The organism is Rhizobium sp. CIAT894, from assembly GCF_000172795.2.
In the GTDB taxonomy this organism is placed as follows: Bacteria; Pseudomonadota; Alphaproteobacteria; order Rhizobiales; family Rhizobiaceae; genus Rhizobium.
Window position 1 is genome coordinate 106,303 of sequence record NZ_CP020950.1, and the last position, 16,779, is coordinate 123,081.

Consider the following 16,779-nt stretch of genomic DNA (forward strand, 5'->3'; position numbering starts at 1 on the left):
CGCGCATGCGATGGCGTCATACCACCGGCGCTCGGACACCAAGCCGAACACGCTTATTTGTTCAGGGCATCCTTCAGGGCTTTGGCCGGCGCAAAAGCCAGCTTCTTCGCCGCTGCGACCTTGATCGTTGCGCCGGTCGCAGGATTGCGCGCCTCGCGCTCCGGTGTTTCTTTCACCTTGAAGTCGGGTAGGGAGGAGGTCGGTCGTTGACGCGGCCCTCTCTCCCTCCCACGGAACCGGACTTGATAGTTTCCCATCATCCGGCTCCTATGCTGACAATACCCCAATTCTGTCGAGCCGTTGCTGAAGACGACCGGCATGGATCGCGTGATGGCAAGGTTCGCATGCGATGGTACGTTTGCGCATGCGAGCTGCTCTGGTTCGAGCAAGCCATGAGACGCCCTTCATGTCCGCCATCCGTCGAACGTGATGAATATCGACGGGCACATCGGATATCCCGCAATACTCGCAGGAGCGAGCGCGCAGCCGATCAACAAGATCAGTCCGCCCCCAGAACCAGAACGAAGGCTGGTCCTGATCTATGCGGGAATCTTCCATGACTTTCTTCGATGCAACGTGCCTGAGTTGGAATACCGCGACGAACCTGCGCCCGTCTTTGGTTTCCACCCATAGCCCATGATCCCCTTGGTGCCGCTGCAAATAGATATTGAAGATCTTCGCGATACTGCATTTGTGCTTTCTCGCCAAAGTCTTCATGAGACTGAACCACCAAACCCGTTGGAGTGGGGCCATCTCATTTTTCCAGTTATTGCCTAACTGGTAATATCCGACCAATCCCCGTAGCATCGCGTTATACGCAACGATGATGGCGACATCCGAGCTGATTGTCATCTCGGGACGCATTGCGCCACGTATTGCATGATAGCTGCCAAGTCGGTTCCGTTTAGCAAAGGCCGCCAGCTTCTCCCTTGGGAGATGCAGTCGGATTCCGCGTACCGGTGTCCGCTTGACCATTGCCCTTCGACCTTTCCTCGTGACACGTTTCTCGCGAAACGCACGTTTGGTCGACCGAACAGCGTAGCCGAGAAAGGTCACCCCGCCGTCATCTGCCTTTGTGATACCGCTCTTTTCCGGTGCGACTTCAAGATGAAGCTGATCCTGCAGGAAGGATGTGACCTCATTCAGGATGTCGGCAGCTTCCTGTTTCGTGCCGATGACGGAGATAAGGAAGTCATCGGCATACCGGACATATTGAAGCCGCCGGAAGAACGTGTCGTGGAAGTCCTTGCTGGGGAGCTTCCGGGCAGCAACGATCAAAGGCTGCAGTTGAGCCCGAAGCCGCTCTGCTTCGGCCTCTCGGCCAGAGCTTCGCAGCTTCGCGATACGCTGACGACAATGCGCCCCCTTGCTGAGCAGTTTCTGGTACTCTGGATTCGTTGGCCTCTCAATGCCCCGGTCGAACCGGGTTTTGAGGCTATCCATGAACTCATCGAATTCATGGAGATACACGTTCGCGAGCAAGGGCGAGATTACTCCGCCCTGTGGTGTGCCGCTATACGACGCGTGCCACTTCCAGTCCTCCATATAGCCAGCCGTCAACATTCCTCTGATAAGCTTCAGAAACCGCTCGTCATCGATCCGTTTCCTCAGCAGATTCATCAAAATGTCGTGGTCAATATTGTCGAAGAACCCGGCAATATCGGCCTCGACCAGCCAAACTGTTCCGCCCCACGTCTTCTGGATGGATGCCAGAGCGGTGTGACAGGAGCGCTTGGGTCTGAACCCGTGCGAGCGGCGAGAGAAATTCGGTTCATAGATTTGCTCCAGAACCAGCTTCACGGCTGCCTGCACGAGCTTGTCGTCAGCGTCGGGAATGCCCAGAGGGCGTAATTTCCCGTTCGCCTTGGGGATGTAGTGCCTGCGAACAGGCTTGAAGCGGTAGCTTCCCTCCTTCACCCGGCGCATGATCCCGTTCAGCCTGTCCAGCGAGAAGCCGTCAAGCGTATTGCGGGGATCAATGCCGGGGGTGAGAGCCCCGGAGTTTCGGGCGATCGCTTCATAGGCCTGTGCCCAAATGTTGGGGCAGTCCAGAAGACGATGGAGGCCGTTTATCCGCTTTCCCTGTCGTGACAGGGCAGGTAGCGAGATCAGTCGTCTTTCCACGGCATCGACGTGCATCAGCGTGTCTCAATCGTCGTCATAAGGCTCCCGATCTCATGTCAGCACGCCGCCCTTCACCCGGCCAGAGGGATTCCCGTCCGGTCACCCGGCGCGTTTCACCCATTGCCGTCCGCCTCTAGGCGGCTGTCCCGGACATTACCCCGGGCGTTTGGCTAATATGGCGGCTCCGTCGTCATGTGGGTCTGGTGATGCCAGCCCGTTTAGACGATCCCGCGTTTACGCAATGAAAGAGATACAGCGCGGACAGGTGTCCCATTCAACCGTTCGGTCCCCGGCAGGGGATGGAGAGCGCGACTGGGGCGGAGCAAACGGGCAAATTTCGTCGCTCCCCGGAATGATCTTATCATCCACTACGCTCGATGACGCATCGGCTATCGTTGAGCGTCACCACCGGCTTCTGGTTCCTCGGTCTAGGATTCAGGCAGTCTAGCTTTCACCATACGCGCTTTGCCCTGACCGATCAGATCGCGATAGCTGCGACGGCCTCGGCCTTTTCCCGACATGCTATTGTCCCCTGTCGAGTTTCCCCGATTGCAGCTGTTGCCAGCCAAGGTAAGTCGGAGGGCATGGGTAGTTCCCAGTTATCCCAGCAGCATAAACTGCACTCTTACATCGCGCCGACGCGGCGCACCTTGCCGAAGCCTGGCAGCGACGTTTCGTTGCCAGCAACAGCAGCTTCGGTGATCGAGGCGATCACAGCCTCGACGACTGCCTTGCCTTGCGCCTTGGTCAGGCCGTGCTCAGTTGCGATCTTGTCAGCAATTTCATTGGTGGTGGTCATCTCCGTCTCCGCATCGTGATTGATAACGGAATCCGTGACACTCGATTATCCTCCTGTCATCGCTCGATGCTCGTGTTTGCGGCTCAAACCCTGGATTTCCACAGCTTCTGATCGAGCGCAGCACTCGGCGTTCCGAGAGCCACGACAGTGTCTGCCGCCCCCGACAATTATCGGTGCCACACGAGAGGTTGGTTGTCTGCTCATTCCCTCCGAGGCTGTCATGGCGGGATAGAGGCCTCAAGGACGAGCGGTTCCCCCAATTTTGCCTCCGCTCCGGTTCCCTGCGCTCCGACAAAATCGGCACCCCCCACTCGCCGGCTCCGCCGGTCGCGTTCGCGATCCTTGACCCCTCTATCCCGCCATGACCGGAGCGCGCGTCTTTCACAAACGTCAAGGAGACGACGATGACGAACGAACTCGACCGGACGATCCTCGAACTCGAAGCCGAGCTCCGCAACGCCGATCCTGCCGAACGCCGGCAGATCGAGACCGAACTCGAACTCGCGCTTGCCGAGCGCGAGATGATCGTGGCCGAGCAGGAAGGATGGGCAACCTCGGAGCCTCCGTTCTAACGGAGGCTTCTGCCGTGTCGCCAGCCTGCCGCGCCGGATCGACCGACGCGTCAGGCTCGAAGCTTCGCTTCGCCACCAACGATCAGAGGCTAGACGCTCCTGTTAGATGTGCCCCTCGGGCGATAGCCGCGAGATCGCTTCTGGCGGAGAAGGTCGAGGAATAGCGACACTGCCTCTTCTTCTCTCGCGAAGACGTGGGCCTTTGACTGCCCACGTGCACCGATCCGCCCCCAGCGTCGCGTCAGGCAGGTCTGCCCGAACAGCGTCGGGGAAATATCCATGGCGTAATAGCGGGCCATATTCTTCGAGGCGTCCGTGCGTTCGACATAGAGCTGGTAGGGCTGCGCGATCATGCTGATAGAATCGCCGATCACGGTTTCCCCGTCCAACGACAGATTTGAATCGATTGCGGCGGATCGATTCATCATTGTGATGTTTGAGGGGAGGGCACGTGATGTGCGGGCGAGCCGCCTTCGGCGGTCTGGCTCTACTCGTGTCGCTTCGCGCCACTCCCGGAGCCCGCTTTGCGGTCTCCGCCTCCGGTCACGATCCATCTCGCGGGCCAAGAAGCGATGGCGACGCCTCGTGGCGAAACGGCATCGGGCGTCTCATCCCTATGGCCGGCGGGTCGCCGGATACGGTCGCGGCGCCTGCCGGCACCGCGGTGCTCTTCTTCTCTGACGTCCTATTGTGCACCCGCCACTCCGGCGTCAAGGACTGCGCGGCCCCTCCAATTTTCAGTCGCCGGCTGCCGGCCGGCGTCAGAAAATCGGTTCCTCCGCTTGCCGCCTCTGGCGGTCGCGTGCCGCGATCCCTGACCCCTCGCGGCTACGGTGCGGCCTCCTTTCGTCAGAGACGAAAAGGAGACAATACGATGTCCAATGACTGGTACTACGTCCATCAGCTTACTGTGCTTACCGGCTTCAGGCTTATCGTCCTTGCGAACCGCATCGGTTGCACGGATGACTTTTCGCGGGCGTTGCACGACCGGCTCACTGAGGGGCTTGCATGCGCAGCAGCAAGGGCGCGCTCGATCATGGCTCTGGAGCGCGAGTTGGCGTCCGACCCGGATCTCGAAGGTATCACTGCCTTCCAGCTTGAAGGCGAAAAGGAATGCTTCAACCGCTTGCGGATCACACTTCTTGACGACCTCGAAATCGATTACTTCACCTATGAGTACCGCATCAACAATGGCGAATGGCGATATGCGGACCGCGAGGGCATCAAAATCAGCTATCCGAGCAGTATCGCGCTGACCGACGCAGAGCTGGGCGGCCTCGGGCCGATGATCCGCGGTATCGCCCGCGAAACGGGCATCTGGATCAGCGCCGCGCGGGTCGTCTACGATTGATGCTCGGCGAGAGACGGCCAAGCCCGTCTCTCGCCTCTTCCCATTCCCTTGACCGCTTGCCGGCATCGAGCCGGCGCGCGGTCTTGAGGGGAAAGACTTGCCGCCTCTCCCCTCAAGCACCCCTCTCCCTGTGGAGCGGGTTAACACCCGCCCGGCCTGTCGGGCCGATAGGCGGACGCTGCCGCGACTTCCCCAAACAAGACGGAGAAGAGGATCACCTTGCGCTTCGCCCCTCATGCTTCGGGCATCCGCTCCAGGTGATCCTCTTCTCCTGCGGTGCGCTCGCCGTCTCATCGTTCGCCTGCCGTCGATGTCCGCTCCCTCCGGTCACGAACATCCCGGTAGCTCACGACGACGGCTCGCTTCAGCATCTCTCCTCCATCGGCCTCGACGTCGTGCTGTTCCTCCGGCGCGGATCACAGGCTTGCGCCCGTGATCGCTGTTGCTTTGTCTGACGACTCGCAACAGCATTAGCGCCTCGGGCAGGACGTCGAGGCCGATTGAGGAGAGATGGCAGGATAGGCTAGTGGTATACCATTAGCCGTTTCGCCCGATGGGCGATTGTCATCGAAGCGCGATCGATGCCGTTCTCCTTGTTCTTTGCACACATCATCGGTGGAGAGGGAAGTCGCAATGATATGGAGATGCGCTTGGTAGGAGGGGGCTCATCGCAAAGCAATGGACCGCCGGCCGCGCGTCGGTACGCTGCCTTTCGACTTCGCACTTCGGCGCAGCCGATTAAGCGCTTGGCCTCTTTGGCGAAAGGGGGAATGAGCGGATCAGCGCTTCCGTGACTTGGTGGATGAACGAATAGGTTATGGCGCGGGCGAGCCAATCGGCGAATGCGACAATGAGTGAAGATGTGAATCGGTGCGTGTGCAAATGCCGATTTATGCGGTCCGGCATATGGGGTTACCGGCGACCAGGCGCTCGGCTCATTTTCTCAAACGTGATATCGGCGAATGGGTGAATCAGCGTCTACGTGTTTGCGTGATAAGAGCAACGAGCGATACGCCGGATCGGCGACGATGTCGTTGCGGCGCCACCCCACTGGAACGAAGGCAGGGATAGAAAGACCCTTGAATATATCTCAATTGAGATACATAATTGCGTAAACATTGAGATCAGGAGAAACTGCGATGGCCGCACACACATCCATGCTGCACATTCGAGTAGACGACAAGCTCAAGGCCGACGCCACCGAAACGCTCGCCAATTTCGGATTGTCCGTCTCGGATGCCGTGCGGATCTTCCTGACCCGCGTCGCCAAGGAGGGCGGCTTACCGGCCGGCCTGACGACCGACCCGGAAGCCCACGACGAATGGTTCCGTGCCAAGGTGCGCGAGGCTCTGGCCGATACTCGACCAAGCGTGCCGCATCGACAGGTCATGGACGAGGCACAAGCATTGATCGACAGGAAGCGCCGTGCCCGAGCTTGAATGGTTGGAAACAGCTCGAGCCGATCTACTGGCGATTATCGACTACATCTCTGACGACAATCCCGACGCCGCGCAAAGGTTGAAAGATGATATCGAGACCAAAGCCGCAAAGCTGCCGGAGCACCCCCGACTTTACCGGTCCGGTCGTGTCGAAGGTACGCGGGAAATGATCGTGCGGGCAAACTACATCGTTGTATACACGGAAGATCCCTACACGGTGCGTATCCTGCGTGTGCTGCACGCCGCCCAACAATGGCCACCGCAAAATTGAGGAAATTCGCTCCTGGTCACCTCCCTGAAGTGGCTTCCTTGATAGGCCGTTTCGGCAACCACCGCGACCGAGGCGCTATGGCATTGCTGACGACGAATTTATTGCCGAGGTCATATCGAGCCGATAAAATATCCCCGACAAAAGAACGAGCTTGGAGTGTGCCGTGACAGATCAAAGCATCTCGTGGAAAGAGGATGGAATCGACACTGGCTGGTTCTTCGCCAAGGGCGTTGGCTCGGTGAGAAGCAGTGTCAGCTACCGCCCAGGCGGGTGGTGGTTCCTCGCGGAATGGCTGCCCGACACTGAAGAGCATGATATCGGCCCCTTCAAAACCAAAGCAGCCGCGATAGCCGAAGCGGAGCGCCTGAAATCTTTGCAATCGCACACCGACAATCGTTAGGGCGTGCCAAGCGCTACCTTGGCTGGGGATCGGCTTACTCCTCTTGCGAGGCTGTCGACCGGGGCTTTCGCCTGCCTGCTGCGCCTGCTTCTCCGCGCGGACGCCCTGACCGTTGCTAACTCATTCTTCTTTCGCTGTCCAACAGTCCTCTTTGCTACCGGTTAGGAAACAGTGCTCACATTGCATCCCCGCTTCATGATGGATATTTGAGCCGGAACTTGCAGCCCAGACCTGGGGCCAATGGACATTTTGCAGCTTATAAAGACGGCCAAGATCGGGATTGAGCGCAAGGCAGCTCAAACCGAGACCTGCGCCCCATTCGCTGCAGCGCTCCATGATGTTTTGGCTGAAAATGGCGTGGAAACAAATCTCGCTGTGGCCTGTCGCAAAGGCTACCGGTCGGACCGGACCTGGTATCACCTCGTCGTCGAGCACAACGGTCAATATTACGATTCTCTCGGTGAGTTCAGCAGTGATATCCTCCGGAAACGCTTGAGGATTCACCATTCGGTCCAGTTCGAACTGGAGTTTAAACAAGAACCGCGCGATGGATGTTATGAGGAAGCAGACTACGACATGCTTCATTCATTTTTGCTGCACGCATTCAGACGCGCGGCGAGCAAGATAAACGCGCAGGTCCAGTGCTGAGACCATATGCAAAATGGGAATGAGGTGGGCGAGAACATCGCTTACTCCAAACGCCGGCTTTTTGGCGTAGAACTGCCCGCATCTTGTTGATAAAAAATTATACGATAGTGTAAGTGTATCACTGAAAGGTGGCCCGCCGAGTGGGATTCCCGATGCGCGTTCGCCCTCGGTTCCGCGCCGACATCTATCGGCTACCAACCAGCAACTGGGTGCTCGCCTGACCAGCAATCGATCCCTACTGACGAAGGAATGGTACAGGGTCCCGGTCTCCGTGGATTGCCCCGGTTGCGGCGCCCAGACCCGGTCGGCTGGTATCGTCGTCGGACCCTCGAGCCTGATGAGTGGTGCCGACCTCTCCATCGAGAGCGATGTGCTGAAGGAGCCCTGGGCACAGCTTGGCACCTTTGCCTTCATCGGGTCGCTTGGTGGTCGGACGGAGAACATCGAGCGCTTCATCGTCGATCGATTCCACAGCGTGTTTGCTTTGAGGAGCGGCCAACTGGTGCCGATCTGCGAGCACTGCGCGGAAAGCCTTCCGGCTGCCTTGATCCGGCCTGCCGTCATGAACGGGTTCGTCCGGCTTGGGCAGAGACGGCTGCTTGCGAATGAACGGCTGCTGATCTTCTCGTCGGTCGTTACGCTCACGAAGTTTCGTGGCGGCACCTCGATCGAAGACTGCGAACTGCAGCATCCCGATTACGCGCTCATGCTGATCTGCGACACGGAGCGCAAGGGCGGCGAAACCGGCACGATCTCTATCATCGCTCATATGCGATAGCCCTGCTTCACCAGGGGAATTTGAGTGCCGGCAGAAAGCGGTCGCTCGCAGCCAGAAAAATAATTGGCAGCAAGATCGCCTGGCATCCTTTAACATGCCGAAAGCGGAAAAAAATACGTGACAGCCTCCGATCCCTCTCTGAGCCGAGGCCATCCATGATGGTAGAGAATCCGCAAGTCTTCGGCTGTCTGACACGACCAGCCGGTACGAATGCGGTACTGCCACGGCTCTCCTCCAGGCGCCCGTTTTTGATCTCTCGATATCTAAATTTGTGCAGACGAGCAGGCAAAGCTATAACGGCAGGATCAACGAATACTGGTAGCTCTCAGACAATCTGGATCGATATCAACCGGGAATGCCTGCATATGTAGGGAGGATTCAAGCACGGCGTGAGGGCGATGCAGACGGACGAGGCGGAGACGTCACGAAAACCCGAGAGCGCCTGCATCACCTCGCTCGAGGTCTCCAGGCGGCCTTGTAGGAGACCCGCGGCGTAGTGCCCCGAAAACCCCACCGCGCAAATGCTGATTATGAAAGACAGTACGAAAATGATTACTCTGTAGCCGGAAACGGGACAACAGCCTGTCCATTGTGGTCGATCCTTGTCCATAGGCGGTGAAGAAACTTCATCAATCGGGATCCGCCTCCGAGGGAAGCATCGAATCATCAATGACGACACGAAAGCTGCGCGACCGAGGTTGTCTGTCAACAGATTGTCTGATAAAGCTTGCTAAGGTTCAAACTGTCTCACAAACTTGCGGAGGAATAACTCCGTAACAGAACCGGCGCTGCCGCAGCCGGCACAACTTTCACTGCTGAAATCGATTGCCGCGATGTTCCTTGTTTTCAATGGAAAGCGGTGACCGCATCTCGGCTATGTGAAGGCTTCGAACATGTCGTCGTCCTCGCGACGGCGGGACGCGACGCCTTGATGAACAAACGGGCGTCCTTTTTATGGATGGACGGCTCCATGGCGCCGAGATCACCAGCTTCCCCGATATGCATCTCGAGATGTTGATCTGGGACAGGTAAGTATTGAGATTCAAGAAGCAGAGAAGATGATTGATAAGAAAGCATTGCTCGATAATATGACCTTGGCGGAGCAGGTCTCGCTACTTTCCGGCGATACGTTCTGGTCTTTACCGCCCATCGACCGCCTAGGGATAGGGAGATTGCGCTTGACCGACGGCCCCAACGGCGCCCGCGGGGCGGGGTCTTTTGTAGGAGGTGTGACTGCAGCGGCTTTCCCGGTGGGCATCGCCATCGGAGCGAGTTGGAACCCGGATCTAGCCAAGGAAATCGGCAGTGCCCTAGGTGACGAGGTTCTTTCAAAAGGTGCCCACGTCTCGTTAGCCCCCACCGTTAACATCCAGCGTAGCGTCACAAACGGCCGCAACTTTGAGTGCTTCTCTGAGGATCCGATCCTGACGGCGGAACTTGCAGTCGGCTATATCGAAGGTCTGCAGTCCACGAAAGTCGGTGCCACGATAAAACATTTCGTCGGCAACGAGTCCGAGATTGAACGTACAACCATCTCTTCAGATATCGATGAACGCACGCTGCGCGAAGTCTACCTGATACCCTTTGAGACGGCGGTGAAGCGGGCAAAGGTCTGGGCCGTGATGTCTTCGTATAACAAGCTAAACGGTACTTACACGGCGGAAAGCCATTGGCTGTTGAACGAGGTTCTGCGCGGTGACTGGGGTTTTAACGGCGTGGTGATGTCGGACTGGTTCGGCTCGCGTTCGACCGCACCCACCGTGAATGCCGGGCTGGATCTGGAGATGCCGGGCCCGACTCGCGATCGCGGCTCCAAGCTACTGGCTGCGGTCGAAGGCGGCGAGGTTAGTGTCGAGACGATCCGCGCCTGTGTGCGCAATATCCTGACTTTGATGGAACGCACCGGCGCTATCAACGATCATCGCGAGTTTAAGGAGTACGCCATTGATCAACCGAAACATAGGGCATTGATCAGGCGCGCGGGAGCGGAAAGCGCAGTTCTGCTACAGAATGACGGGATCCTGCCATTGGCTCAGCAAGGTATGGTCGCCATCATTGGACCCAATGCCAAGGTCGCGCAGGTGATGGGAGGCGGCTCGGCGCAGTTGAACCCTCACTATGTCATCAGTCCGTGGCAGGGGCTGGTGGACGCGCTGGGTGAGGAGAATCTGTGCTACGCTCAGGGTTGCAACAATTATCGGTTTCAGCCGCTAATCGAAAACCCCACAACCTTCGAGTTTTTCCAAGGAAGGGAGCTAGCTGGCGAACCGGTGAAGGTCGTCGAGGAACCGTCGAGCCTTGGTGTATGGTTGCCCCCCGTGGCCGAGGGCTTTGTCGATCCCCTTCGCTTTTCGGCTAGAATGCGCACCATCTTCACAGCCTCGGAAGCCGGCGTCTATCGCGTCGGACTAACCTCGGCCGGGCTTGGCCGGGTCTATGTGGACGGCAGACTTGTGGTGGACGCTTGGGCTTCCTGGATACGTGGTACCACATTCTTTGAAGAAGGCTGCGAAGAGGTCGTGGGTGAAATCACGCTCGAAGCCGGCCGTACATACGAGGTCGTCGCCGAGTACGCCCGGCACGACCACGTCAACCTCTATATCGCCGCAATTCGGGTAGGAATAGGCAGATTTTCGGCCGAAGCGGAGATTGCCGAGGCAGCAGCCGTCGCGGCAAAGGCTGATCATGCGGTAGTCTTCGTGGGCAGAACGGGCGACTGGGATACCGAGGGCTCCGATCTTCGCGGTATTGCACTTCCCGGTCTGCAGAACCAGCTTGTTGAGGCGGTAATTGCGGCCAATCCGAACACGATCGTCGTACTACAAACCGGTGGACCGGTGGAAATGCCCTGGCTTTCCGGTGCTCGTGCAGTACTGCAATGCTGGTATCCCGGACAGGAGGCTGGCAACGCGATCGCCGATGTGCTCCTCGGCAAGGCCGAGCCCTCGGGCCGACTGGCACAGACCTTCCCCGTGCGCTGGGCTGACAACCCCACACATACTGAGGATGACGCGGTCTATCCAGGTAAGGACGGCCATGTGCGATATGACGAAGGTGTGTTCGTCGGTTATCGGCACTACGACCGCCACGGCATTAAGCCGCTGTTCCCGTTCGGTCATGGTCTCGGTTATTCAAGCTTTGCGATGTCGGACCTGACGGTAGGGCTACCAGACGCTGCCGGCGCGGTGACAGTGACACTGGAATTGACCAACATCAGCGAGCGGCCAGGTTCGGCAGTGGTGCAAATCTATGTCGGCGATGTTGAAGCATCTATACCCAGACCGGTTAAAGAGCTGAAAGCCTTCTCGAAAATTGCCCTGGAACCCGGTGAGAAACGAAGGTTGCGTTTCATACTTGACGCCCGAACATTTGCCTTCTTCGACACGACCGAGCGGCGTTGGCGGATAGAGGCGGGGGAATTTGCAGTGATGGCTGGGTTCTCGGCCACCGACATCCGTTTGAGTTTAACTGTCACGCAAAAGGGCGCTGTCTTGGCGCTCTGAATGGGCCGCAAATCAATGACCACATTGGGCAGTGGTTGAGTTCCAACGTATGCGGTTTTGGCGGTGAAGCTGGGTGAGTTGAGTGAGAGAATGCCTCAAAACCGGTACTTGGTTAATGGCATGGCGAAACACCGCCTGCGCCTCCAAAAACAGGCAATGTTTTCTGAACGATCGTAAGCGCGATTTTCCCCGCACCTTCTGCAATTGAGTGAGCTTTGGCATGAGGTGTCCACCAAAATAGGTGGACACCAAGGGATGGAAGAAGTGACCTGCCACTGAATTTTCATCCGGCGGCGATTAGAGCCTCGGCCGGGGTCTGGTATCCGAGCGATGAGTGCGGCCGGAAATGGTTGTACAACACGACGACAGAACACCCACGGGACCGAGGTTCGCGAGCTTTTGTATCGCATCCCTGGTCCGGGCAACCCGTTCACGTGCATGAGGCGGTGTCCAAAGGGAAGCATATTTCCGCTGCAGCCTTTCTGGTTCTTCTTCTGGTCGACTTCTTGAGGTCCCATCGTGGATGTTCGACCGATCAATGAGTGGTTGTTGGCGCAGCCTGGCGGTCCCGCACGTCGATCTCGCAAGCCTGCATTCTTTGGCAAGATTGCTGAAGGACGCTGATGCCTCATCGCAATCTTCTGTAATGGGCGCAGCACTTTGGTCGACTCAGCCTATTCAACGCCATGGTGAGGCAGCTAAATGCTGACTTCCAAGAGAACCTTGAGCCTGCCCATCGATGCAAAATAGCTAAAAGTATAGCGCGGCAATCAGGATGAGACGCTTGCGACAATCTGGATGAGATTCTTAGGTCGCGGTCGGGATCAAATTATCATGCTGATTGCCGCTGACAAGTCTTCGTCGTTTTCTGATTGCCGCTCCGCGACAGACAGCGTTGATGTCCTGATTGTCGCAAACGAGGCCGGTCGGCCGCGCTGGCGTTTTTCCTCAAGCGCAGTTCTGCGGCGATAGCTTTCGACGTTCATCTCGAAGATCGTGGCATGGTGCACGAGCCGGTCGACTGCTGCGAGTGTCATGGCAGGGTCGGGAAAGACCCGGTTCCACTCTCCGAACGGCTGGTTGGCGGTGATCAGGATCGACCGGTGCTCGTATCGTGCCGAGATCAGCTCGAATAGCACGCTTGTTTCCGCCTGGTCCTTGGTGACGTAGGCGAGGTCATCGAGGATGAGCAAGTCGTACTTGTTGAGTTTGTCGATGGCAGACTCAAGCTGCAGTTCCCTTCGGGCGACCTGAAGCTTCTGCACAAGATCGGTGGTCCGGGTGAACAGGACCCGCCATCCGTTCTCGATCAGCGCAAGGCCGATGGCAGCAGCAAGATGGCTCTTTCCTCCGCCGGGCGGACCGAACATGAGGATGTTAGCTCCCTTGGCAAGCCAGCTGTCGCCGGCGGTGATTGCCATGACCTGCGCCTTCGAGATCATGGGTCCGGCGTCAAAGGCGAAGCTGTCTAAGGTCTTTCCGGGCGGCAGGTGCGCTTCGGCGAGATGCCGTTCAATCCTGCGATTGGCACGCTCTGCCAGCTCGTGCTCGGCAATAGCCGACAGGAAGCGAGCTGCCGGCCATCCTTCCCGGTCCGCCTCTTCGGCAAATCGTGGCCACAGCATTTTGATCGTCGGCAGCCGGAGCTCGTTGAGCATGATGCCGAGGCGTGCTTCATCGATAACGTGGGCGTTCTTCATGCCGCTTCTCCCGTCCCGATCAGGGCCTCATAACCGTTGAGCGATGCGAGTTGCACATGAACGGTCGGCAGCTTGGCTGGATCCGGACCGAAGAGCGCTCGCATGGTAGCCAGATTGGGTAAGTCACCAGCATCGAGTATCCTGGCCAATTCTTCGGCAAGTTCGCGTTCGCAACCACGGTCATGCGCGAGCGCCAGGAGTTCGACGGTGATCTTGCAAGCCTGCTTGTCGGGAAGATGCTCGATGAGGGCTTCGAAGGCCTTGCGATATTCCTGACGCGGGAAGAGCTTGTCGCGATAAACGAGGCCGCGGAGCGCCATCGGCTTTTTGCGCAGGGAATGGATGACGTGGTGGTAGTTGACGACCTGGTCGTGTCGGCCGTCGGGATGGCCGCGTCCTCGGCGCAACGTCATCAGATGCGTACCGCCGACAAAGACATCCACCCGATCGTCGAACAGGCGAACTCTTAACCTGTGGCCGATCAGGCGGGATGGCACGGTGTAGAAGATCTTGCGCAAGGTGAAGCCGCCCGTCCGGGACACCGTAACGACAATCTCTTCGAAGTCCGTGGTCCGGCGCTCGGGCAGCGCCTGCAGATGGGATCGCTCAGCATCAATGCGCTTGCCATGGGCAGCGTTGCGACGGCTGACGATGTCATCGACAAAGGCGCGGTAAGAACTGAGGTCGTCGAATTCCTTGGCCCCCCGCATCAGCAGGGCGTCATGAACAGAGTTCTTGAGATGGCCATGGGAGCTTTCGATAGAGCCGTACTCATGCGCGACGCCTTTGTTGTTGCGCGTCGGCGTCATTCGATAATGGGAGCAAAGCTGATCGTATCGGTGGGTGAGATCGACCTTGGCATCGGCGTCGAGGTTGCGGAATGCCGCCGACAGGCTGTCGCTTCGATGATAAAGCGGCGTACCTCCCACGGACCACAGGGCATTTTGAAGCCCTTCAGCCAGCGCGACAAAGCTTTCGCCGCCGAGAATGACATGGGCATGTTCGAAGCCCGACCAGACAAGCCGGAAGTGATAGAACAGGTGATCAAGCGGCTGGCCGGCGATGGTCACACCAAGACCGCTGGCGTCGGTAAAATCCGAAAGGCCCAACCGGCCTGGCTCGTGCGTTTGGCGGAAGATGACCCCCTGCGCTTCGCCATGGACAGCACGCCACGACCGAATGCGTCGTTCAAGCGTGCGGCGGATACCTTCAGAGAGTTCTGGATGTCGGCGCAGCATCTCGTTGTAGACAGCGACGGCACGGATACCGGGTGCGGCCTTCAGGAGCGGGACGACTTCGGTCTCGAATATCAGCTCTAAGGGATCAGGGCGGCGGCGTCCGCGCGGCGCTTTGCTCTGAGAAGGCAGTTGTACCTCCTTGTCGAGGCGGTATGCCGTGGCTCGGCTGATCGACGCTTTTGACGCGGCGACCTCTACGGAATGCGTTTGTCGGTACTTCATGAAGAGTCTCATCTGATGATCGGTTAAATGGCGACCCGGCACAAACTGGTTCTCCAATCCAGAAAACCGCAAATGTACCGGACCGACCGCGATCATGAGACGCCGAAAATCTGCGCCACGCCGGGGTATGACTACGATCGGGCTACGCCCTCACTCCGTCACACCCCGGCGCGAGTCTCATCCTGATTGACGCTGAATCTCATCGAGATCGCCGCTACGCATAAAAGAGCCAGCCTGCCCGTCTAACCAATGCGAGCAGAACTCTCGGGACATTGTCACCCAACTTGTAGAGGGCCATCTTCGGCGTCAAGGCGCAGACCTCAACCGCTTCCGAGCAGAGAACTACGTCGGGTGCTGGACATATTTGTGAAGAACCCAACACGGCACAATACTTTTATCATCACGGAATGGGCGCGGCAGTCGGCCAGCAGCCAGGCGCCTGTAAAATCCAAGTGTCGAGCCGACAGGGCCTTGAAGGCATGCCTGAAACCAGGATGAGGGAACATATCGCCGGATTGGGCCGAGTTGAAGAACGTTGTGGGCAAGAATCTGTGCCCTCACCTCATCAGTCCAATTCCGCCGCTGCCGCCGACAGGTGATCTTTGAGCTCATTTGGGGATCGTTAGCGTTCAGCTTCGGTAGGCGGACGTACATTTTTGCGATGGTGGAAGTTGTCGGCAGGTGGGCAACACGTGAAATATGGTTCTTCACTGAAATCGAGGGCATCAGACACGTCCCGCGCTCGCCGCGACAGAGCGTCCGACGAGACCTCGAACCATCTTCCGCGAACACTTCATAGCACTGCCTGCAACATGCTTCGTGTAGACTGCACTCTTCAGTACATCGTTAAGCGAGGTCGTGTCTGAACAACACCGTAGGCATGCCGGATCCTCCGTATTCGAGATGGAATAGAGCGCCTCAGGAATGGTCCCATTTCATCCCGAGGAGGAGAAGTGAAATTGCCATAGTGGCGTGGCGGCGTTTGTTCGCGAGGCTCATGCTACGTGAGTGTCGAGAAGATTGCGACGGATTTAAGTTTCGATCGCCGTGGTTTACCGGAATGCACCTTCCGCTATCTCGCCGCCGAGACGTTGGTCGAGTTCCTCGTGCTGGCCGTTGCGGCAACTTGGCGATTCACGCCGCCACCGCGCGCCTATCGCTGCGGCAGCACAGCCGGCTTCGACACATCTTCATTCAGACAAGGCGATGGCAAAAATCATCGTCACGCCCGGGCTGGCCCTGTCGAGATTGCGGCCTTCCTGATGAAAGGCGACGTCGATCCGCTGGACGCCAAGGAAGTGACCTTCGTCTTGTCGACCCCCCTGCGGGAATAGAGCCAATCAAGCGTGCGGCGCGCCAGTGGGAGGACGGCACTTGGCGCGAGAACGTGCCGTTGCGGCAAGTGGAACATCCGCGTCGATTCTCGCGTCAGCGATTTTGAGCTTGCTCGGGCTTCCGGCGAGATTGAAATTGGGAATTAGAATGCGTTCACTACAAACACACCGGATCTTCATTTTACGTGGCGCAACTTTCCTCAAACGAACCCGCACCCGTGCGGTATTTGGCCACATCCTCGCCGAGGCCGGAGCCGGAATAACCGGGTCCGAGCTTCACTCTCATCACATCAAGGGTGCCTGCCACGAGCAAACGCCTAATAATTGGCGCGAAGCCAAACCGCGTCGGTGACAGGGCACTCACAGTAATGGGCAGGTGCGGCTGTGGGCCGGCAATTGC

The 16,779-nt window shown here is 58.1% G+C and carries 13 protein-coding genes and 2 pseudogenes; 9 read left to right on the forward strand and 6 right to left on the reverse strand.

Annotation, left to right across the window (positions count from 1 at the left end):
- Nucleotides 1–53: 53 nt before the first annotated feature.
- The 3 genes and pseudogenes from RHEC894_RS24515 to RHEC894_RS24525 form a co-directional block, all read right to left on the reverse strand.
- Nucleotides 54–197: pseudogene (locus RHEC894_RS24515) on the reverse strand (HU family DNA-binding protein); the annotation flags it as partial.
- A gap of 70 nt (nt 198–267) precedes the next feature.
- Nucleotides 268–2,139 carry a group II intron reverse transcriptase/maturase gene (ltrA, locus tag RHEC894_RS24520; RefSeq protein ID WP_085739344.1) on the reverse strand — a complete coding sequence of 624 codons (1,872 nt, stop codon included), beginning with the start codon at nt 2,137–2,139 and terminating at the stop codon, nt 268–270.
- A 634-nt stretch (nt 2,140–2,773) separates the two neighbouring features.
- Nucleotides 2,774–2,923 (reverse strand): annotated as a pseudogene (locus RHEC894_RS24525) (HU family DNA-binding protein); the annotation flags it as partial.
- A 404-nt stretch (nt 2,924–3,327) separates the two neighbouring features.
- On the opposite strand from RHEC894_RS24525, the gene RHEC894_RS33110 reads away from it, so the two are divergent.
- A complete protein-coding gene (locus RHEC894_RS33110; protein WP_003594538.1) occupies nt 3,328–3,495 on the forward strand; it encodes a hypothetical protein in 168 nt (55 codons plus the stop codon).
- Between the two features lie 89 nt (nt 3,496–3,584).
- Here RHEC894_RS33110 and RHEC894_RS24530 read toward each other — a convergent pair whose 3' ends face one another.
- Complete coding sequence (locus tag RHEC894_RS24530; RefSeq protein WP_085739689.1) at nt 3,585–3,920, reverse strand: WGR domain-containing protein; 336 nt, start codon at nt 3,918–3,920, stop codon at nt 3,585–3,587.
- Nucleotides 3,921–4,369: 449 nt separating this feature from the next.
- On the opposite strand from RHEC894_RS24530, the gene RHEC894_RS24535 reads away from it, so the two are divergent.
- The 7 genes from RHEC894_RS24535 to RHEC894_RS24575 all read left to right on the forward strand — a co-directional run bounded on the left by RHEC894_RS24535 (nt 4,370) and on the right by RHEC894_RS24575 (nt 11,885).
- On the forward strand, nt 4,370–4,846 hold the full coding sequence (locus RHEC894_RS24535) for a hypothetical protein (protein ID WP_085739591.1): 477 nt from the start codon (nt 4,370–4,372) through the stop codon (nt 4,844–4,846).
- Between the two features lie 1,139 nt (nt 4,847–5,985).
- Nucleotides 5,986–6,285, forward strand: a complete 300-nt coding sequence (locus tag RHEC894_RS24540) for a type II toxin-antitoxin system RelB/DinJ family antitoxin (protein ID WP_085739592.1) — start codon at nt 5,986–5,988, stop codon at nt 6,283–6,285.
- Nucleotides 6,272–6,556 (forward strand): type II toxin-antitoxin system RelE/ParE family toxin, encoded by a 285-nt coding sequence (locus RHEC894_RS24545; protein ID WP_085739593.1) that lies wholly within the window; start codon nt 6,272–6,274, stop codon nt 6,554–6,556. Before RHEC894_RS24540 ends, RHEC894_RS24545 begins: the two co-directional genes overlap by 14 nt.
- A 163-nt stretch (nt 6,557–6,719) precedes the next feature.
- Entirely contained in the window at nt 6,720–6,956 is a 237-nt protein-coding gene (locus RHEC894_RS24550; protein ID WP_085739594.1) for a hypothetical protein, read from the forward strand.
- Between the two features lie 240 nt (nt 6,957–7,196).
- Nucleotides 7,197–7,604, forward strand: coding sequence for a hypothetical protein (locus tag RHEC894_RS24555; protein ID WP_085739595.1), 408 nt, complete (start codon nt 7,197–7,199; stop codon nt 7,602–7,604).
- Between the two features lie 337 nt (nt 7,605–7,941).
- The gene (locus tag RHEC894_RS24560; RefSeq protein WP_010067432.1) at nt 7,942–8,382 is read left to right on the forward strand and encodes a hypothetical protein; all 441 of its coding nucleotides are present in this window, start codon (nt 7,942–7,944) and stop codon (nt 8,380–8,382) included.
- Between the two features lie 1,058 nt (nt 8,383–9,440).
- On the forward strand, nt 9,441–11,885 hold the full coding sequence (locus RHEC894_RS24575; protein WP_004674391.1) for a glycoside hydrolase family 3 C-terminal domain-containing protein: 2,445 nt from the start codon (nt 9,441–9,443) through the stop codon (nt 11,883–11,885).
- A gap of 824 nt (nt 11,886–12,709) precedes the next feature.
- Here RHEC894_RS24575 and istB read toward each other — a convergent pair.
- Complete coding sequence (istB, locus tag RHEC894_RS24585) at nt 12,710–13,585, reverse strand: IS21-like element ISRel5 family helper ATPase IstB (protein ID WP_164517716.1); 876 nt, start codon at nt 13,583–13,585, stop codon at nt 12,710–12,712.
- Nucleotides 13,582–15,057, reverse strand: a complete 1,476-nt coding sequence (istA, locus tag RHEC894_RS24590; RefSeq protein WP_085739690.1) for an IS21-like element ISRel5 family transposase — start codon at nt 15,055–15,057, stop codon at nt 13,582–13,584. Before istA ends, istB begins: the two co-directional genes overlap by 4 nt.
- A 992-nt stretch (nt 15,058–16,049) precedes the next feature.
- On the opposite strand from istA, the gene RHEC894_RS24600 reads away from it, so the two are divergent.
- Nucleotides 16,050–16,379, forward strand: coding sequence for a hypothetical protein (locus RHEC894_RS24600; RefSeq protein ID WP_010068837.1), 330 nt, complete (start codon nt 16,050–16,052; stop codon nt 16,377–16,379).
- Nucleotides 16,380–16,779 lie beyond the last annotated feature (400 nt).